Here is an 18,495-nt window from a genome sequence, read left to right as displayed (position 1 = left end):
ATTCTCTTCAAGATTCGCCTCAGTTCCGATCCGGCAGGCCGGTCCAACCTCAGAAGGACCGACCGGTTTTGCGGATCACCTCGGCACCTTGTGGCGGTTGCGCATGAGCATGGCGGGCTGCGTGCAAGGGGGCAAAGCAAAAGGAAAAGGCCATGACCAATCCAAAACCCAGGCCAACCATCGTTCATGGCGAAACGCACGCCTATCCCGTGCTGCCGCTGCGCGACATCGTCGTCTTCCCGCACATGATCGTTCCGCTCTTCGTCGGCCGCGAGAAGTCGATCCGCGCGCTCGAAGAGGTGATGAAGAACGACGCGCTGATCATGCTCGCGACCCAGAAGAACGCGTCCGACGATGATCCGGCACCCGATTCCATTTACGAGACCGGTACGCTTGCCTGCGTGCTTCAGCTCTTGAAGCTTCCCGACGGCACCGTGAAGGTGCTGGTCGAAGGGCTCGAGCGTGCGCGCGTGCAGAAGTACACCGATCGTGCCGACTATTACGAAGCGACCGCGATTGCGCTCGCCGACACCGACGCGAAGTCGGTCGAGGCCGAGGCCATGGCGCGCTCGGTCGTGTCCGACTTCGAGAGCTATGTGAAGCTCAACAAGAAGATCTCGGCCGAGGTCGTCGGCGTCGTGCAGGCGATCACCGATTTCGCCAAGCTCGCCGACACCGTCGCCTCGCATCTCGCTGTCAAGATCGCGGATCGCCAGGGCATCCTGGAGACGCTGTCGGTCACGCAGCGCCTCGAGAAGGTGCTGGGCCTGATGGAGAGCGAGATCTCGGTGCTCCAGGTCGAGAAGCGCATCCGCTCGCGCGTCAAGCGCCAGATGGAGAAGACCCAGCGCGAGTACTATCTCAACGAGCAGATGAAGGCGATCCAGAAGGAACTCGGCGACGACGACGGTCGCGACGAGCTCGCCGATCTCGAAGAGAAGATCTCCAAGACCAAGCTCTCCAAGGAAGCGCGCGAGAAGGCGCAGCATGAATTGAAGAAGCTGCGCCAGATGTCGCCGATGTCCGCGGAAGCGACCGTCGTGCGCAACTATCTGGATTGGCTGCTGTCGATCCCGTGGAACAAGAAGTCCAAGGTGAAGAAGGATCTGGAGGCCGCGCAGGCGGTTCTGGATGCGGATCACTACGGGTTGGAGAAGGTCAAGGACCGCATCGTCGAGTATCTGGCCGTGCAGTCGCGCGCCAACAAGCTCACGGGCCCGATTCTGTGCCTCGTCGGTCCTCCCGGCGTCGGCAAGACCTCGCTCGGCAAGTCGATCGCGAAGGCGACGGGGCGCGAATTCGTGCGCGTCTCGCTCGGCGGCGTGCGCGACGAGGCCGAGATCCGCGGTCACCGCCGCACCTATATCGGCTCGATGCCCGGCAAGATCATTCAGTCGATGCGGAAGGCGAAGTCGTCCAATCCGCTGTTCCTGCTGGACGAGATCGACAAGATGGGCGCCGATTTCCGCGGCGATCCGTCCTCGGCGCTGCTCGAGGTTCTCGACCCCGAGCAGAACGCGACCTTCAACGACCACTATCTCGAGGTCGACTACGATCTGTCCAACGTGATGTTCATCACCACCGCGAATACGCTCAATATTCCGGGGCCGCTGATGGACCGCATGGAGATCATCCGGATCGCGGGCTACACCGAGAACGAGAAGGTCGAGATCGCGCGCAAGCACCTGATCCCGAATGCGGTGTCCAAGCACGGCCTGGATTCCAAGGAGTTCTCGATCGACGACGACGCGCTGCTGCTTCTGATCCGCCGCTACACCCGCGAAGCGGGCGTGCGCAATTTGGAGCGTGAGCTCTCCACACTCGCCCGCAAGGCGGTGAAGGAGCTGATGATCTCCAAAAAGAAGTCGGTCAAGGTCACCGAGAAGACTCTGGAAGAGCTGCTCGGCGTGCCGAAGTACCGCTACGGCGAGATCGAGAGTGAGCCGCAGGTCGGTATCGTCACCGGCCTTGCCTGGACCGATGTCGGCGGCGAGCTGTTGACAATCGAAGGCGTCATGATGCCCGGCAAGGGCAAGATGACGGTTACGGGCAATCTGCGTGACGTGATGAAGGAATCGATCTCGGCGGCGGCGTCCTATGTCCGCTCGCGCGCGATCGTCTACGGCATCGAGCCGCCGCTGTTCGACCGGCGCGACATCCACGTGCACGTGCCGGAAGGCGCGACGCCGAAGGACGGTCCGTCGGCGGGCGTGGCGATGGCCACCGCGATCATCTCGGTCATGACCGGCATCCCGGTCCGCCATGATGTTGCGATGACCGGCGAGATCACGCTGCGCGGCCGCGTGCTGCCGATCGGCGGCCTGAAGGAGAAGCTGCTGGCTGCTGCCCGCGGCGGCATCAAGACGGTGCTGATCCCCGAGGACAACGCCAAGGATCTCACGGAGATTTCCGATGCGATCAAGGGCGGCATGGAGATCATCCCGGTCTCGCGCCTCGACGACGTCGTCGCCAAGGCGCTGGTCAAGAAGCCGGTGCCGATCGTCTGGGAAGAGGACACCAAGGTGACGGTGAAGCCGGACGGCGACGAAGCCGCCGGCGGCCTGACCGCTCACTGAGATCACAGCTCGAAAAGATGATAAAACGGCGCCTTCGGGCGCCGTTTTTGTTGTGGGGCAGCGGATGACGACAATGCACATCGACGGGCAATGCCATTGCGGCGCGATCACCTTTGAAGCGGAGATCGATCCCGAGACGGTGTCGGTCTGCCATTGCCGGGACTGCCAGACCCTTACGGGATCGCCGTTCCGGGTGACGGCGATCTGCACCAAGGCGGACGTCAAGCTGACCGCCGGCACGCCCAGAATCTACGGCAAGCGCGGCGATAATGGCCGGATGCGCTTCCAGCATTTCTGTGGCGACTGCGGTTCCCCGCTATTCACGAGCGGCGAGGGCGATCAGGAGGACGATTGGGGCATCCGCTGGGGCAGCATTCGCCAGCGCGACAAATTGCGGCCCGTCAGGCAGATCTGGTGCCAGTCGGCGGCGGTGTGGATCGACGCGGTGCCACTGCTGCCGGGACGGCCGGGAGATTGAGGGCCGGCTGGTGGGCGGTCACGGATTCGAACCGCGGACCCTCTCGGTGTAAACGAGATGCTCTAACCAGCTGAGCTAACCGCCCCACGGCGCCTCTTTAGCGCCCCCTCGGGTGTTGGAGCAAGAGGCGGCCGCACCGCAAACCGTGCTCATTTGAACCGCTTGATGACCTTCCGGCGTGGTATCACGACCGACAAAACGACAGAGGCCCCAATGGAACAGCCGAGCGGACACGAGCAGAACGCCGACCAGATCGCCTACTGGAATGGCCCCAGCGGGCAGCGCTGGGCCGATCGCCATGCGGCGCAGGAGAGCCTGCTCGGCCCCATTGCCGACGTGCTGATCGCCCGCGCCAGGCCGAAGCCGGGCGAGCGCGTCCTCGATGTCGGTTGCGGCTCCGGCGCGACGACGTTCGCGTTCGCGAAAGCGGTGACCCCGAATGGTTTCGCGCTTGGGCTCGACGTCTCCGAGCCGATGCTGTCGCAGGCGCGTGCGTTTGCGCCAAAGGGCTTGCCGCTCGATTTCGTGCTGGCGGATGCGACGGTGCATGCATTCGAGCCGGCGAGCTTTGACCTACTGGCCTCGCGGTTCGGCGTGATGTTCTTCGCCGATCCCATCGCATCTTTCACCAACCTCCGCCGTGCGCTGAAGCCGACGGGGCGATTGGCGTTTGCCTGCTGGCGCGAGCCGAAGGAAAATCCGTGGATGATGGCGCCGTTGATGGCGGTCTACAAACATGTGCCCAAGATGCCGCCGGTCGGGCCGGACGAGCCGGGCCCGTTCGCCTTTGCCTCCGAAGAGCGCGTGACGCGCATCCTGAAGGGCGCGGGCTTCGTCGACGTCGCCATGGAGCCGCACAATCTCGCGATGGATGTCGCGATCGGTGGCGGGCTGGATGCCGCGGTCGAGGGCTCGCTCCAGATCGGCCCCGCCAGCCGCGCGCTGCAGGGCCATCCTCCGGAGACATATGCCGCGGCAAAAGCCTCGATCCGCGAGATGCTCGCGCCGTTCCTGAAGGGGCAGAGCGTGGCGCTTCAGGGCGCGATCTGGATCGTGACGGCGAAGGCGGCGTAGGCGTCACTGTCTAGGCGTAGCCGTCGCCAAACACTCGGCGTCGTCCCGGCCTAGTGCGCAATTGCGCACGGGGGCCGGGACCCATAGCCCCAGGGACAAGTGCGGCGCGAGTCTGATAACCACGAGTCTTCGTTAAACTACTTCCTGTGGTTATGGGTCCCGGATCAGCGCTCCGCTTTGCTGCGCTTGTCCGGGACGACACCGGAGATCGGAGCTGCCACGCAGCCGCCTCACACCACATCATCCGGCGCCAGCGCGCAGCCGTTGTCGGGATGCGTCTCGACCTGAAGGGTGGTATGGCCGATGCGGTGAGAGCGCTTCAGCATCCGCGCGGTCTCCATCAGGAAGGCATCGCCGGCGCCGGTGGGCATGACGAGGTGGCAGGTCAGAGCCGTCTCGGTGGTCGAGATCGGCCAGACGTGGAGATCGTGGATCGCAGTGACGCCGGGCCTCCCCAGCAGAAGGATCTTGATCGCGGCAATGTCGGTGCCCCTGGGCGCGGCTGCCATCGACATGTCGATGGAGCCGCGAAGCAGGCTGGTGGTGCTCCAGAGGATGGTGGCGCAGATGACGAGGCTGGTGACGGGATCGAGCCAGAGCCAGCCGGTCCAGATGATCAGCGCCGCCGAGATGACGACGCCGAGCGAGACCGCGGCGTCGGCCGCCATGTGCAGATAGGCGCCTTCGATGTTGATGTCGTCCTTGCGGCCGCGCGCGAACAGCATGGCGGTAAAACCGTTGATGAGGATGCCGATGCCGGCGACGACCATCACGGTGATGCCGGCGACCGGCTCCGGCTCACGCAGGCGCAAAAATGCTTCCCAGCCGATCGCGCCGGTCGCGACCAGCAGGAACACCGCGTTCGCCAGCGCCGCCAGGATGGTGGAGGCACGAAGGCCGTAGGTGAAGCGGCCGCTGGGCGCGCGCCGCGCCGCGATCGATGCGCACCAGGCCACGACCAGGCCGAGCACGTCGCTAAGATTATGGCCGGCGTCCGCAAGCAGGGCGGTGGAGTTGCCGATATAGCCGTAGACGGCCTCGGCCACGACCAGCGCGGTGTTGAGCGAGATGCCGATCGCGAAAGCCTTGCCGAAGCTGGCGGGCGCATGGACATGGGTGTGGCCACCATGATCGTGATCATGGCCGTGGCTATGGTCATGGTGATGACCGCCGTGATGGTCGTGGCTTCCCAATTCTAGCGCTCCTCGGAAGCTGCCAAATCAGGCGCCATTGTAGGCGTTTCGGCAGCCCCGTCACGGCGGAACAGCACATAGAGCGCCGGTAGTACCAGCAGTGTCAGCACGGTCGCGGAGATGATGCCGCCGATCACCACGGTCGCAAGTGGCCGCTGCACCTCGGCCCCGGCCCCGGTGGCAAGGGCCATCGGCACGAAGCCGAGCGACGCCACCAGCGCCGTCATCAGCACCGGACGCAGGCGTGTCAGCGCGCCCTCGCGCACCGCGTCAACAACGGGGTGCCCCTCGCTGCGCAGCCGCTCGATGAAGGCGATGATCACGAGGCCGTTGAGCACGGCCACGCCCGACAGCGCGATGAAACCGACGCCAGCGCTGATGGATAGGGGAATGCCGCGCAGCAGCAGCGCCATGACGCCGCCCGTCAGCGCCAGCGGCACGCCGGAGAAAACGAGCGCCGCATCCGCCGCCGATCCCATGCCCATGAACAGCAGCAAAAACACCAGCAGCAGCGCCACCGGCACCACCAGCGTAAGCCGCTTGGTGGCGGAGACCAATTGCTCGAACTGTCCGCCCCAGCCGATCCAGTAGCCCGGCGGCAGTTTGACCTTCTCCGCGACGGCCGCCTCGGCCTCGGTGACGAAGGAGCCGAGGTCGCGCGCGCGGACATTGGCGGTGACGACGATGCGCCGCTTGCCGTTCTCGCGGCTGATCTGGTTCGGGCCGGGCGTCGCATCGACGGTTGCGACCGACGACAGCGGCACATAGCGCATCTGGGCGAGGGGGGAGCCGGGCAGTGCCGTCCGGATCGGCGCGCCGATTGTTGCCTCCTCACCCGGTGGCAGCGGGATCGGGATCGCCCTGATGGCTTCGAGATTGCCGCGCAGATGTTCCGGCAGGCGCACGACGATGTCGAAGCGGCGGTCGCCCTCGAACAGCTTGCCGGCGGACTTGCCGCCGACCGCGATCTCGACGATGCCCTGCACCTCGCTGATGCTGAGCCCGTACCGGGCGAGTGCCTGGCGGTCGAGACGAACCGTGAGGATCGGCAGGCCCGAGACCTGCTCGATCTTGACGTCGCTGGCGCCGCGAATACGGCGGATCGCGGCCTCCACCTGTTTTGCCGCGCCTTGCAGGATGTCGAGGTCGTCGCCGAAGATCTTGACGCCGACGTCGCTGCGCACGCCGGAGATCAGCTCGTTGACACGGAATTGGATCGGCTGGGAGATTTCATAGGCGCTGCCGGGGATGTCGTCGGCGGCACGGTCGATGGCCTCGATCACCTCGGCTTTGGGCCTGCCGGGGTCGGGCCATTCGGCGCGCGGCTTCAGCATGATGTAGCCGTCGGTCTGTGCCGGCGACATCGGGTCGGTCGCGATCTCCGCGGTGCCGATGCGGGTGAAGAACTCCTTCACCTCCGGAATCTGCTTGATGCGTTTTTCCAGCGCCTTTTGCAGGTCCAGCGACTGGGTCAGGCTGGTTCCGGGAATCCGGATCGAGGCCAGTGCGACGTCGCCTTCGTCCAGGCTCGGAATGAACTCACCGCCCATGCGCGCGGCGGCAACGCAGCTTGCGACCACGATGATGGCGGCCATGATTGCGACGCTGAGGCGATGGTCGATCGCCAGCCGGAGCAGGGGGAGATAGGCGCGCTTCGCCAGCCGCATGAACAGGTTTTCGTGTTCCGACACCTTGCCGGTGACGAAGATGGCAACCGCGGCCGGCACGAAGGTGATGGAGAACAGCACCGCGGCGCCCAGCGCCATCAGCACCGTCAGCGCCATCGGGGTGAACATCTTGCCTTCGACGCCGGTCAGCGTCAGCACCGGCAGGTAGACCACCGCGATGATCAGCGTACCGAACAGGCTCGGCTTGATCACCTCGCTCGAACCGCGCCGGATCGCACGCAGCCGTTCGGAGGTCGTGAGCAGGCCGCCTTTCTCGCGCTGAGCCTCGGCCAGCATGCGCAGGCAGTTCTCCACGATGATCACGGCGCCGTCGACGATGATGCCGAAATCGATCGCGCCCAGACTCATCAGGTTCGCACTGACCCTGGTCTCGACCATGCCGGTGACCGTCATGGCCATTGACAGCGGAATGACGCAGGCCACTACCAGCGCTGCGCGGATGTTGCCGAGGATCAGGAACAGCACGGCCACGACCAGGGCCGCGCCTTCCACCAAATTGTTCTCGACGGTGCGGATGGTGGCTTCGACCAGATCAGTGCGGTCGTAGACGGTCCGCGTCACGACGCCGTCGGGCAGCGATTTGGCGATCTCCTCGAGCCGGGCCGCGACACGGCGCGCCACGGTGCGGCTGTTTTCGCCGATCAACAGCATGGCGGTGCCGAGCACGGTTTCCTCGCCATCGCGCGTTGCGGCCCCCGTGCGCAAATCGCGGCCTTCGGTGACGGTCGCGATGTCCCTGATCCTGACGGGATTGCCGCCGCGCGAGCCGATGACGATGTCCCTGATTTCGCCGACATTGCCGACCTGGCCCGGCGAGCGAACCAGATATTGCTCGCCGTTGCGCTCGATATAACCGGCGCCGACGTTGGCATTATTTGCGGCGAGCGCCGTCATGACGTCGCGGAAGCCAAGCCGGTAGGCCATCAGCTTGCCGGGATCGGGGAGCACGTGGAATTGCCGCTCGAAGCCGCCGATGGTGTTGACCTCGATCACCCCCGGCACGTTGCGAAGCTGCGGCTTGATGATCCAGTCCTGCACGGTGCGCAAATCGGTCAGCGAATAGTCGTGGCCGCCTTGCGTCTTCGCGCCCGCCTTGGCCTCGACGGTGTACATGAAGATTTCGCCGAGCCCGGTCGAGACCGGTCCCATCGCGACCTCGACGCCGGCCGGAAGCTGGTCCTTTACCTGCTGGATCCGTTCGCCGACGAGCTGGCGGGCAAAATAGATGTCGGTGCCGTCCTTGAAGACGACCGTCACCTGGCTCAGGCCGTAGCGCGAGAGCGAGCGGGTGTAGTCGAGCTTGGGCAGCCCGCCCATCGCGGTCTCGACGGGGAAGGTGATGCGCTGCTCGGTTTCCAGCGGCGAATAGCCGGGGGCACGGGTGTTGATCTGGACCTGGACGTTGGTGATGTCAGGAACGGCGTCGATCGGCAGGCGCTGGAAATTCCAGGCGCCGAAAGCGACGACGCCGAATGCGAGCAAGAGGACCAGCCAGCGCTGCTGCAGCGAGACCGCGATGAGGCGCTCAATCATGCTCGGCCTCGCCCTTGCCCATCTCCGCCTTCACGACGAAGCTGTTTTCCGCGACGTAATGCTCGCCGGCCGATAGTCCGGCCCTGATCTCGACATGGCGGGAATCGGAATCGCCAAGCTCCACGGGGCGCGCCTCGATCTTGTCGCCGTCCTCGCGGACGAACACGATGGTCCTATTCTCCAGCGTCTGGATCGCGCTTTTGCGCACGGCGACCGCGACGTCGCGCGCGGCGAGGATCAGCCGTGCCGTGACGAACAGGCCGGGACGCAAGCGCCCGTCGGGATTTGGCAGCACCACGCGCGCCAGCGCGGTCTGGGTGTCGCTCGAGCCGATCGGGGCCATGTAGGAGATGGTGCCCTTGATCTCGCCGCGGCCGTCGTCGGGATCGATCAGCACCTCGTCGTTGAGGCGGACGCGCCGCAGGTCCTGCCGGTAGATCGACAGGTCGACCCAGATGGTCGAGAGATCGGCGACGACGAAAGCCGGCTTCTGCTCGGAGGCGTATTCGCCGAGCGAGATCTGCCGCTCGATGATGGTGCCGGCAAGCGGCGCCTTGAGCTCGTAGACGGTGAGGCTCTGGTTGCTCTCGATCGCGGCGAGCAGATCGTCCTTGCCGACCTTGTCGCCGATGCGCTTCTGGATCGATTTGGCGACGCCGGGAAAGCGCGGCGTCACCTGCACCACGGCTTCCTGGTTGGCGCGCAGGATGCCGTTGAAGGCGAGCGTGTCGGTCAGCGTGACGCTCGCGGCTTCCGCCAACGTTACGCCGGCGGCTGCGAGCTTGATGTCGGAGATGCGGATCCGGTCGGCGCCGTGCTCGTCCTGCTCGACATGGTCGTTCGGCTTGTCCGGCTTCTTGTCTGCGGCGTGTTCGGCATGCTCGACCCTTGTTGGGGCCAGCAGGGAATAGCCATAAGCGCCGAGCGCGGCGGTAACGAATGCGACGAGGATGGTGGAGGACGTCTTCATCGTGCGCTCTCCCGCGCCAGCGTGAAGGGATTGCCGACGAGGCCTTCGATGGTCGCCACCCCCGCGTGGAAATTCTGCAGCGCCTCCTGCTCGCGCAGCCGCGCCTGGGTGACGCTGGCCTGCGCATCGAGCACTTCGAGCAGGCTGAAGCGGCCCTGGCCGTAGCCTTGGGCGATGGCGTCCGAGGCTTCGGTGGCCTTGGGAATGGCGCTCTCGCGCAGCACCGCGAGCTCGCGCAGCGAGCCCTGGAGCGAGTCGTAGGCGCGGCCCGCGACCACGATCAGCGTGTTGCGGTTGGCCTCGCGCTCGGCCTTGGTCTTGGCAAGGCTTTCCTGCGCCGAAAGGATATTGCCCTGGTTCTGGTCGAACACGGGGATCGGCACCGAGACGGTGAGGCGCGCCGCGTCGTCATTGGTCTCGTTGAAATGGCGCCAGCCGGCGGCGATCCGCACGTCGGGATAGGGCCGCAGCCGCGCCAGCAACAGCTCGGCATTGCGCTGGGCATAGATCGCGGTCCAGCGCACCAGCTGCGGATTGGCATCGATCGCGGCGACGACGGACTGGAATGTCGGCGGCCGTCCCATCGTGTCGAGCCGTCCGGAGACCTCGCCGAATTTCGGTGCCGCGTCGCCCATCAGTACCGCCAGCTCGCGCCGGGCGCTGGCCAGCGTCGCCTTGAAGCGCTCGCGGTCGGCCCTCACCAGGGCGGATGCCACTTCCGCACGGCCGGTCTCGGCCGGCGAGGAGGCGCCGGCCTCGACGCGGCGGCGCAAGAGCGGCGTCAGCCGATCGATGGCGGTGATCTGCTCGTCGAGGATCTGGATGCGCCGCTGCGCGCCGAGTACGCTAAGGAAGGCAATCGCGGTCTCCGACAGCACCTCCAGCCTGACGGCCTTGCGCTGGATCGCGGCCACCTCGATGCCGGCGACACCCGCCGCAATCCGCGCGTCGCGTTTGCCGAACAGCTCGAAGGCCTGGCTGATCTGAAGCGTGGTCTCCGCCGATCGCGTGCCGCGATAGATGCCGGACCCGAACGAATTGTCCTGTTCGTAGCTCAGCTCCGGATTGAGGAGCGCACCGGCCTGGATGCGCTGGCCCGTGGCGATGCCGACATCGCGCTCCGCCGCGGTCAGTCGCGGGCTCGTGGCCAGCGCGCGCGAGAGTGCGCTCCGCATCGTCAGAGTCTGGGCGTGAGACGGCGCAAGCGCCAATCCGACAATCAGACACGCTACCGCGCACGCCAGGCGCGCGGCCATTCCCCTGTAAAACATGAAACCGACCTGTGAAGGATGAACCTCATGGGCGCGGAGCGCCCGACCAATCCATTCAGGTCATATGTTTGGGAGGCGGGGAGTCGGTGTCGGGAACAATTCCGGCGAGCCGGGGTGCGCGTTGTGGGCGCGATACGGACACGAGCCCGATCGATGCGGCCGGTGGCGCCGGCTGCGCCACCGTCACCGAGAAGCAGCCATGGCAATGATGTCCGCCGATGGCCTTGTGGTCGTTGTGATCTGCGGAGCCGTCAAGGACCGCGCTGATCTCCGAGCCGCCACCGGGCGTGGTGACGTCGATGTCGTGCAGGCCATGCAGCGCTCCCGCGAGCAGGTAGACAACCGCGATCAGCACAGACAGCAGCCCGCGCCAGTTGCGCGGCCGGCATGATCCTGAGGGCTGGCGGTTCGCGAGCACGATTTCACTCTGGTTGCGGTCTGCGTCCGGCCTAGCATGGGGGCGGGAACAGTGTCGACCCGCAACATTGTTACGTCCCTGGAACAATTGCCGCAGCGGTCGCGAAGACGGCAGCTCTTCTCATTGGCGCGTGATCAAGCTGAGCTGAGCATCGGCTGACGCTCCGCCTGCCACGTTCGGCACATCGCCGGCTTCGACCGTGACGACGGCGCGACAGCCGGCTTCCATGGCGCGTTCCAGCCATTTGATGGCTTCGTCGATCCACTGGTCGTGGTGCTCGGGATCGGCGATTGCCTTTTCCCGGAATGCATCTGCCTGATGAAGGCACGCGGTTCTGCGATCCACGCGGCTCTCCCAATCCAGAGGTTCCGCCCCGATCGCATCCTTGATGATCGGAGAGCCGGCGTCGTTAACATAGGACAGGAACCGCCGCCCAAAAACAAAGCCCCAGCCGGGACCGACCGGCTGGGGCTTTCGTGCTCACAAACTTCATCCTTGGGACTTGGACAAATAATCCGCATCGCGCCGGTTCGTTCCCGCAGGCTCGGTCCAATTTGGAACCTTCCTTATTCGTTGTGATTAGCGACGAGGAGACATTGAGGAGGACGGACCATGGACGGATTGATTTATCTCATCGGCTTGATCGTCGTGATCATGGCGATCCTGTCGTTCTTCGGCCTGCGTTGAGAGGGCGGTGATGACGATGGAAACTCTCATACGGGAAGACATCATGGAAGGCGGCGGCGTCGCTGCCGATGACCGGCGCACCATCCAGTGGAGCTCGGTCATCGCAGGCGCTTTGGCTGCCGGCGCAATGTCGTTCATCCTGGTCGGCTTTGGAGTCGCCGTCGGCCTGGGCGTCAGTTCAGCCTCGCCGACATGGCGCGATGCATCGGCGGCGCTTGCGCTGCTGTCCGGCTTCTATTTGATCATCCAGGCGATTATCAGCTTCGGCTTTGGCGGCTATGTCGCCGGCCGTACAGCAAGACCAGCGCCGGCGATTGCGACGATCGAAGACGATGGCGAACGACGGGATGGCGTGCATGGGCTGATGTCCTGGGCGCTTGCCGTGCTGCTTGGTGCCGCTCTGCTCGCGATGCTCGGCGCAGCAGCGATTGACCGCTCGCCGATGCGCAGTTCGGCCAGCAATACCTCCGCCGCCGAGCCCTTGTTGAGTTACGAGCTGGATAAGCTGTTTCGCGTAGCGCGGCGGCCCCCCAACACCGACCTCAGGGAACCTCGTGCCGAAGCAGGACGCATCCTGATGACGTCATCGAGCCACAGCGGCGTCAGCACCGATGATCGGGCCTACCTCGTGCAGCAGGTGGCCGCGCTGACGGGACTCGCGGCACCCGACTCGGAACGACGGGTCGACGCCGTGATCGCGGATTCAAGGACGGCGATCAATCGGGCGCGGCGTAACTCCATCATCGTCGCCTTCTCCGTTGCGGCAGCAACCCTGATCGGCGCTGCGGTGGCCTGGGCTGCGGCGGTGGCCGGCGGTCGCCATCGCGACGGCGAGCCGCTGCCGAACTGGATGGCAAGCTCGAACCGCTTCCATCGCAATCCGCGCGCGATGCCGGTGCCGTAAGCGGATCGGGCGTTGTTGCTGTCTACCTGTCGGTCCCGGCGCGCCGGCGGATAAACTCGGCAATGAGAGTTGTGATTTCCGCCGGGCGCTCCAGGTTAGGGAGATGTGCCACGCCCGGCATTTCGTGGCTCTCTGCGTCTGGGACTGACGCGACGACTTGGCGACAGCGTTCCTGGACGTAGGGGAAATCCAGGTCGCCCCATACAACCAGGGTTGGTACCGCGATTTCATGAAGCCGGTGGAAGAAGGGGCGAATGTCGACCTCCGATCCGAATGGCGGGCACCGGAGCGCTATGCCGTTCATATCAAGGAGCAAATCGCGAGCGGCACCGACTACGCGGCCTTCGGGCGCCAGCGGTCCATCAAGCCAGAGGCGCGCCTTCATGGCGTTCAACCGACCGAGATCGCCGGATGCCTCGGCCTGCCTCGATTGGATTATCAGCGTCTCGATGTCAGGGGTGTAGACCGGATCGGCTGCGCCTGCGACATTCGGCGCGATCAGAACGAGGGCCCGAACACGCGACGGATGCCGGAGGGCGGCGTCGAGCGCGATGCGGCCGCCGAGGGAGCAGCCAACGAGGATTGCGGGCTGGTCGTCTGCGGTAGCCTCCAGCACCGCGACCAGGTCTGCGAGTGCGGAAAAGTCCTCCGGCTCGGCGCGAGTTTCGCCGAACCCCCGTCGATCATACGCGACCGTCTTGTGAGTGGCGCTCATTCCATTCAATTGGGCGCGCCACATGCGACGGTCGCACACGTTGGCATGAAGAAAGACCGTCGCAGTGCCGCTGCCTGCAACCTCGGTTGCAAGCCTGGCGCGACCAGACACAATGTGTTGCATCGATTGCATGTCCAAGACCGACGACGGGTCGCGCCCAACCGATAGCCGGGAGCGATCCCGGCCATGGTGCTTTGACGAGAGGCGCTAGGCCTTCTCCTCCCAGATCATGGCGAGGTGGACGATCGTCTGCACCGCCTTCTCCATGTCCTGCCGGCTGACCCATTCGAGCCGGGAGTGAAATGCGTGCTCGCCGGCGAAGATGTTGGGGCAGGGCAGGCCCATGAAGGAGAGGCGGGAGCCGTCGGTGCCGCCGCGGATCGCGGTGCGCATCGGGCGCAGGCCGGCGCGGCGGATCGCTTCGATGGCGTATTCGAGAATGTGCGGGTGGCGATCGATCACCTGCTTCATGTTGCGGTACTGCTCCCGCACTTCGAATGTGTAGGTCGAGCGCGGAAAATCCTTCATCACGTCCTTGACGATGTTCTCGAGCAGGATCTCCTTCTCCTTCAGCCCTTCCTCGGTGAAGTCGCGCACGATGAAGGAGAGCGTCGCCTGCTCCAGCGCACCCTCGATGCCGATCGGATGCAGAAAGCCCTGCTTGCCTGATGTCGTCTCGGGCGAGCAGCCTTCCCGGGGCAGGCGCTCGACGATGGCGGCGGCGATCTTGATGGCATGCTCCATCTTGCCCTTGGCGTAGCCGGGGTGGGCACTGACGCCGTTGATGGTGATGGTGGCACCGTCCGCCGAGAAGGTCTCGTCCTCGACGCTGCCCGCACTCTCGCCGTCCATGGTGTAGCCGAACTCGGCGCCCAGCTTCTTGATGTCGACATTGTCGACGCCGCGGCCGATCTCCTCGTCAGGCGTGAACAGGATCTTGATGGTGCCGTGCTTCACTTGCGGGTTGTTGATGAAGAAATGCGCGGCATCCATGATCTCGGCGACGCCGGCCTTGTTGTCGGCGCCGAGCAGCGTGGTGCCGTCGGTGGTGATGATGTCGTTGCCGATCTGGTTCTTCAGCGCCGGATGCTCGGCGAAGCGGATCACCTGGCTGGTGTCGCCTGGGAGGGTGATATCGCCGCCGCGATAGTTCTTCACCATTTGCGGTTTGACGTCCTTGCCGGTGACGTCGGGCGAGGTGTCCATGTGCGAGCAGAAGCAGATCACCGGCACCTTCTTGGGTGTGTTGCCCGGGATCGTTCCGTAGACGTAGCCGTAATCGTCGAGATGAGCGTCCTCGACGCCCATTTCCCTGAGCTCGGCGGCGAGCACACGGCCGAGATCCTTCTGTTTCTCCGTCGAGGGCGAGCTCGGGGATTCCGGATCGGACTGGGTGTCGATGGTGACGTAGCGCAGGAAGCGCTCGGTCACGGTGTGCGAAAAGGTGAGGGAGGACATTTCTGGTCAAACCGCCGAGTGAGGTGAGAGAGGCGGTATACCAGAAAACTGGGCCGCGTTGCGGCCGGAGCAAGCCGATCAGGCTTAACGAAACGTGAGTGGTCAGATCGCCTCTTTCAGCTCCTTGACCGGGCGGAAGGCGACCTTCTTGCTGGCCTTGATGTGGATGGGCTCGCCCGTGGCGGGATTACGGCCGGTGCGGGCGGCGCGCTTGCGCACCTGCAGGATTCCAAGCCCGACGATCCGGACGCGGTCGCCCTTCTTCAGATGCTTGGTGATGAGGTCGACCATGTCGGTCAGAACGGCCTCGGCGCGCTTCTTCGACAGGTCCTGGCTCTCCGCAATGTCGGCGGCGAGGTGCTTGAGCGTGATGGTGGCGGGAGCGGCTGCCTTCTTCGCCGAATCCTTCTTGGCCGAGTCTTTCTTAGCCATGTCTGGCCTCCTCGATTCCTGCCGGTGGTCGGGATGACGGCTCCCAAACCCCGCAAGTTCCCGGAGGGGTAGACGATTCGGGGCTGGACTGACACGTCAGGCCCGCGGGCGAGGGTCACGTTCGTGCGCGCTCTCAGCGGAAAACCGATCGTTCCGGCTGTGGATGCAACATCCTTGACTTCAACAGGTCCGGCCTTTAAGTCCCCCCTCGTTCCGCAGACATTTGCGTGTCACGCGGGAGTAGCTCAGTTGGTTAGAGCGCCGGCCTGTCACGCCGGAGGTCGCGGGTTCGAGCCCCGTCTCTCGCGCCATTTTTGGCAATCCTTTCATACCCTTACCTTCAAATCCTGATCTCGCTTCGATCCCGGGTCCGGCGCGCCCCGACTTCCGCGTGCTTTTTGGTCTTTGACCCACGCAAAATCTCTCGCCCGCGCCACGGCCGTCAGGCGCCGGATTGATCGCGCCGTCGATCGCATGGTACCGCTCAATCCGGGATTGTTCGGATCGATTTGATGCAGGCAGCCGATTTCAGCGCGACGTTGCAGAATTTGTTCGCGAAGGGCGTGCGCTACGGCACCGTCATCGATCTGGGCTGCGCCGATGGGCACTTCGTGCTCAACCATCAGTCGTGCCTCGGCGGTGCGGTGCCACTGAACGTCGATGCTAACAGGATCTACGAGGACTCCCTCAAGGCGATCAAGGAGGTGCTTGGCGGGCACTATCGCATTTGCGCCATCACCGACCACGAGGGCGAGATCGAGATCACGGAATCGGTGCATCCCTACTGGTCATCGCTGCGCCCCGCCGGCGACGTCTACTGGTCGCGGGTCAACGACCTCTCCACCAGCAAGGTGAAAGTGCCGGCGACGACGCTTGATGCGCTGGTCGAGGAGCTGTCGCTCAAGCCGCCGTTCCTGCTCAAGCTCGATGTGCAGGGCGCGGAACAGGCCGCACTGAAGGGCGCGCGGTACGTGCTCGAGAATTGCAGCGTTGTCGTCTGCGAGACTGACGTTGACGACTTCCAGGACATCAACGCGATGCTGCTGGACGCAGGTTTCTTCCTCTACGATTTGACGACGCTGCAGCGCCTGCGCGACGGAACGCTCGGCTGGTTCTACCCGGTCTATGTCAGCGGCAAGCTCGCCCATCTGAAGCCGCAGGCGTTCTGGGACGCCGGCGACAATGCTGCCGTGATCGGCGTGCAGGAGACGCGCCGCAAGATGATCCTGGAGCAGAACAGGAAGGCCCTCAACCGGCTGCGTTATGGGCAGAGCGGTGTCGGCCGCAATGATCCCTGTCCCTGCGGTTCAGGCGACAAATTCAAGCACTGCTGCGGCAGCTATTGACCCGATCCATATCGGAGCATCACCCCATCGCCTGAATCAAAGAGGCCGCCCGAAGGCGGCCGTTCGGTATCAAACCGGACCTTTTTGATCCTCAGCGGATCTCCGACGTCCCGGCGCTGGTCACCACGACCGGCTTGCCGGCCTTGATCACGTGGGCGGATTGGGCGGTCTGGCTGTAATCGGCATTGGTGCGGGCTGCGATCCCGAAGCCGGCCACCGTGATGCCGGCCACCAGCGCCACCACCACGATCTTCAGGTGGGTCGCACGATCAGCAGAGTGAATGGAGTGGTTCATCTGAGCCTCCCGACGGGCTTTGCCGCCGTCTATGGCTCTTCTTGTAAGGACCGTCTGTTTCCGGATGGTTTCGCGGGTTCCGCAAAATGGTTTCATGAATACGCCCGGTTGGTTTCGCCGGGCTTGCGGTCTGCACCGGCCTCAGACGGCCGCCCGGCCGATATCGTCCCGGATCGAGCGCGCCGCCCAGACGAACAGGAGCGCCCCCAGCGTGGTCGTGACCGCCGCCGAAAGCAGGGAATAGCGCACGGCCTCGGCGCCGTAAGCGCCCTTCAGGGCATCGTTGACCACGCCTACCGCGAGCGGCCCGACGCCCTGGCCGAAGCAGGTGGCGGTGAGCGCGATCAGGGCGGAGGCCAGCGCCCGCATGCTCGGCTTGGCCACCGTCTGCGCGATCGCGAAGATCGGTCCGAGATGGAAGCCGACCAGGAACGAGGTCAGCGCCAGCGTGGCCACCATCATCGCAAAGTCCTGCGTCAGCATGCACAGCGCGAACACCGGGCCGGCAAGGCCCGAGGTGATGGCGGGCGCCCACAGCTTCCAGCGATCGTCGCGGCGGCTGATCTGCGCCACCACGAAGCCGCCGAGCAGGGTGCCCGCCATGCCGGCGAGCCCCTTGAAGGTGCCGGCATAGGTGCCGATCTCGGCGCTCGACAGATGGTGCACGCGCGCGAGGAACGGCGGTATCCACGCCGCGGTCGCATAGTTCGTGTAAGTGGTGAGACAGAAGCCGATCAGCACGATGATGAAGCTCTGCTGCGAGGCCAGGAAGCGCAGGGTCGGCCCGAGCGGCTCAGGCACGAAAGTCTCCTGCATGGCGCCGCGCTTCGGCTCGGAGATCGTCAGCCACAGGACAATAGCGAGCAGGATACCGGGCAGGCCCGCGACGTAGAATGCCATCCGCCAGCCATAGTGCTGGTTGACGTACCCGCCCACGAAATAGCCGAGGAAGACGCCGAGATAGGTGCCGACGGCGTAGATGCCGAGCGCGCGCGGACGCTCATTCTTGGCAAAGAGATCAGCGACGATCGATTGCGAGGCGGGAGAGCCCGCGGATTCGCCGATGCCGACGCCGATCCTCGCCAGCGCCAGCGAAGTGACGCTCGAAGCGGCGCCGCACAACGCCGTCATCGCACTCCAGAACGCGAACGCAGCGGCGACGATGTTGCGCCGGTTGAGCCGGTCGGCGACGCGCGCGATGGGAATGCCGAGCAGGGAATAGAACAGGGCGAAGCCGAAGCCCGCGAGCAGGCCCATCATGGTGTCGCTGAGCTGGAATTCCTTCTTGATGGGCTCGATCAGGACGTTGAAGATCGTGCGGTCGAGGAAGTTCAGCGCGTAGATGATCGTGAGCAGGCCGAGCACGTAATAGCGCCGTGCCGAGGGTTTTGCCGCGGCGGCCGTTTGCACCGACATCTGTGACGTCACATCGACCATCGCTTCCCCCAATTTGTCGT

Annotated in this window: 16 protein-coding genes and 2 tRNA genes; 6 read left to right on the top strand and 12 right to left on the bottom strand. The window is 64.9% G+C overall.

From position 1 onward, the window contains the following. Window positions 1-152 precede the first annotated feature (152 nt). Together lon and FXB41_RS14555 are read left to right on the top strand one after the other, a co-directional pair. On the top strand, window positions 153-2,576 hold the full coding sequence (lon, locus tag FXB41_RS14560; RefSeq protein WP_219682228.1) for an endopeptidase La: 2,424 nt from the start codon (window positions 153-155) through the stop codon (window positions 2,574-2,576). A gap of 73 nt (window positions 2,577-2,649) precedes the next feature. Further along, complete coding sequence (locus FXB41_RS14555) at window positions 2,650-3,054, top strand: GFA family protein (protein ID WP_219682260.1); 405 nt, start codon at window positions 2,650-2,652, stop codon at window positions 3,052-3,054. Window positions 3,055-3,062: 8 nt separating this feature from the next. On the opposite strand, the gene FXB41_RS14550 is transcribed toward FXB41_RS14555, so the two are convergent. After that, window positions 3,063-3,139 (bottom strand) — tRNA-Val (locus tag FXB41_RS14550). 128 nt (window positions 3,140-3,267) lie between these two features. Between FXB41_RS14550 and FXB41_RS14545 the strand changes: the two genes are divergently transcribed. Then, window positions 3,268-4,128: a class I SAM-dependent methyltransferase gene (locus FXB41_RS14545; RefSeq protein ID WP_219682227.1), complete on the top strand. Its 861-nt coding sequence runs from the start codon at window positions 3,268-3,270 to the stop codon at window positions 4,126-4,128. Between the two features lie 230 nt (window positions 4,129-4,358). Here FXB41_RS14545 and FXB41_RS14540 read toward each other — a convergent pair whose 3' ends face one another. The 6 genes from FXB41_RS14540 to FXB41_RS14515 form a co-directional block, all read right to left on the bottom strand. After that, window positions 4,359-5,321 (bottom strand): cation diffusion facilitator family transporter, encoded by a 963-nt coding sequence (locus tag FXB41_RS14540; RefSeq protein WP_219682226.1) that lies wholly within the window; start codon window positions 5,319-5,321, stop codon window positions 4,359-4,361. 2 nt (window positions 5,322-5,323) lie between these two features. Continuing rightward, window positions 5,324-8,542, bottom strand: a complete 3,219-nt coding sequence (locus FXB41_RS14535; protein WP_219682225.1) for an efflux RND transporter permease subunit — start codon at window positions 8,540-8,542, stop codon at window positions 5,324-5,326. Beyond that, on the bottom strand, window positions 8,535-9,512 hold the full coding sequence (ihpB, locus tag FXB41_RS14530) for a divalent metal ion exporter adaptor subunit IhpB (RefSeq protein WP_219682224.1): 978 nt from the start codon (window positions 9,510-9,512) through the stop codon (window positions 8,535-8,537). The genes FXB41_RS14535 and ihpB overlap by 8 nt, the downstream gene beginning before the upstream one ends. Then, a complete protein-coding gene (gene ihpA / locus FXB41_RS14525; RefSeq protein ID WP_219682223.1) occupies window positions 9,509-10,783 on the bottom strand; it encodes a divalent metal ion exporter subunit IhpA in 1,275 nt (424 codons plus the stop codon). The genes ihpB and ihpA overlap by 4 nt, the downstream gene beginning before the upstream one ends. Window positions 10,784-10,838: 55 nt before the next feature. After that, the gene (locus FXB41_RS14520; protein WP_219682222.1) at window positions 10,839-11,201 is read right to left on the bottom strand and encodes a hypothetical protein; all 363 of its coding nucleotides are present in this window, start codon (window positions 11,199-11,201) and stop codon (window positions 10,839-10,841) included. Between the two features lie 120 nt (window positions 11,202-11,321). Next, window positions 11,322-11,546, bottom strand: a complete 225-nt coding sequence (locus FXB41_RS14515; RefSeq protein WP_219682221.1) for a protein-tyrosine phosphatase family protein — start codon at window positions 11,544-11,546, stop codon at window positions 11,322-11,324. A gap of 352 nt (window positions 11,547-11,898) precedes the next feature. Here FXB41_RS14515 and FXB41_RS14510 point away from each other — a divergent pair, with 352 nt between their 5' ends. Continuing rightward, complete coding sequence (locus tag FXB41_RS14510) at window positions 11,899-12,792, top strand: hypothetical protein (RefSeq protein ID WP_007603523.1); 894 nt, start codon at window positions 11,899-11,901, stop codon at window positions 12,790-12,792. 22 nt (window positions 12,793-12,814) lie between these two features. Here FXB41_RS14510 and FXB41_RS14505 read toward each other — a convergent pair whose 3' ends face one another. From FXB41_RS14505 to FXB41_RS14495, 3 genes are all read right to left on the bottom strand, one after another. Continuing rightward, window positions 12,815-13,630 (bottom strand): alpha/beta fold hydrolase, encoded by an 816-nt coding sequence (locus FXB41_RS14505; protein ID WP_219682220.1) that lies wholly within the window; start codon window positions 13,628-13,630, stop codon window positions 12,815-12,817. An 84-nt stretch (window positions 13,631-13,714) separates the two neighbouring features. Next, entirely contained in the window at window positions 13,715-14,965 is a 1,251-nt protein-coding gene (gene pepT / locus FXB41_RS14500; RefSeq protein WP_219682219.1) for a peptidase T, read from the bottom strand. Between the two features lie 102 nt (window positions 14,966-15,067). Beyond that, on the bottom strand, window positions 15,068-15,397 hold the full coding sequence (locus tag FXB41_RS14495) for an HU family DNA-binding protein (protein ID WP_007603525.1): 330 nt from the start codon (window positions 15,395-15,397) through the stop codon (window positions 15,068-15,070). Window positions 15,398-15,631: 234 nt separating this feature from the next. Between FXB41_RS14495 and FXB41_RS14490 the strand changes: the two genes are divergently transcribed. Both FXB41_RS14490 and FXB41_RS14485 read left to right on the top strand, forming a co-directional pair. Further along, window positions 15,632-15,708, top strand: a tRNA-Asp gene (locus tag FXB41_RS14490). 201 nt (window positions 15,709-15,909) lie between these two features. Next, complete coding sequence (locus FXB41_RS14485; protein WP_219682218.1) at window positions 15,910-16,743, top strand: FkbM family methyltransferase; 834 nt, start codon at window positions 15,910-15,912, stop codon at window positions 16,741-16,743. A 91-nt stretch (window positions 16,744-16,834) separates the two neighbouring features. Here the strand turns inward: FXB41_RS14485 and FXB41_RS14480 are convergent, their stop codons facing one another. Next, complete coding sequence (locus FXB41_RS14480) at window positions 16,835-17,038, bottom strand: hypothetical protein (RefSeq protein ID WP_026232877.1); 204 nt, start codon at window positions 17,036-17,038, stop codon at window positions 16,835-16,837. 141 nt (window positions 17,039-17,179) lie between these two features. Continuing rightward, entirely contained in the window at window positions 17,180-18,475 is a 1,296-nt protein-coding gene (locus FXB41_RS14475; RefSeq protein WP_007603529.1) for a spinster family MFS transporter, read from the bottom strand. Between the last annotated feature and the right edge of the window lie 20 nt (window positions 18,476-18,495).

The sequence above is a fragment of the Bradyrhizobium canariense genome (genome assembly GCF_019402665.1).
In the GTDB taxonomy this organism is placed as follows: Bacteria; Pseudomonadota; Alphaproteobacteria; order Rhizobiales; family Xanthobacteraceae; genus Bradyrhizobium; species Bradyrhizobium canariense.
The sequence above is the reverse complement of the archived record's forward strand: the minus strand, read 5'-3'. Positions and strand labels throughout refer to the sequence as shown.

Coding starts and splice junctions, on each gene's coding strand:
- lon (WP_219682228.1), top strand. CDS start 153: ATGACCAATCCAAAACCCAGGCCAACCATCGTTCATGGCGAAACGCAC.
- FXB41_RS14555 (WP_219682260.1), top strand. CDS start 2,650: ATGCACATCGACGGGCAATGCCATTGCGGCGCGATCACCTTTGAAGCG.
- FXB41_RS14545 (WP_219682227.1), top strand. CDS start 3,268: ATGGAACAGCCGAGCGGACACGAGCAGAACGCCGACCAGATCGCCTAC.
- FXB41_RS14535 (WP_219682225.1), bottom strand. CDS start 8,542: ATGATTGAGCGCCTCATCGCGGTCTCGCTGCAGCAGCGCTGGCTGGTC.
- ihpB (WP_219682224.1), bottom strand. CDS start 9,512: ATGAAGACGTCCTCCACCATCCTCGTCGCATTCGTTACCGCCGCGCTC.
- ihpA (WP_219682223.1), bottom strand. CDS start 10,783: ATGTTTTACAGGGGAATGGCCGCGCGCCTGGCGTGCGCGGTAGCGTGT.
- FXB41_RS14510 (WP_007603523.1), top strand. CDS start 11,899: ATGACGATGGAAACTCTCATACGGGAAGACATCATGGAAGGCGGCGGC.
- FXB41_RS14505 (WP_219682220.1), bottom strand. CDS start 13,630: ATGCAACACATTGTGTCTGGTCGCGCCAGGCTTGCAACCGAGGTTGCA.
- pepT (WP_219682219.1), bottom strand. CDS start 14,965: ATGTCCTCCCTCACCTTTTCGCACACCGTGACCGAGCGCTTCCTGCGC.
- FXB41_RS14495 (WP_007603525.1), bottom strand. CDS start 15,397: ATGGCTAAGAAAGACTCGGCCAAGAAGGATTCGGCGAAGAAGGCAGCC.
- FXB41_RS14485 (WP_219682218.1), top strand. CDS start 15,910: ATGCAGGCAGCCGATTTCAGCGCGACGTTGCAGAATTTGTTCGCGAAG.
- FXB41_RS14480 (WP_026232877.1), bottom strand. CDS start 17,038: ATGAACCACTCCATTCACTCTGCTGATCGTGCGACCCACCTGAAGATC.
- FXB41_RS14475 (WP_007603529.1), bottom strand. CDS start 18,475: ATGGTCGATGTGACGTCACAGATGTCGGTGCAAACGGCCGCCGCGGCA.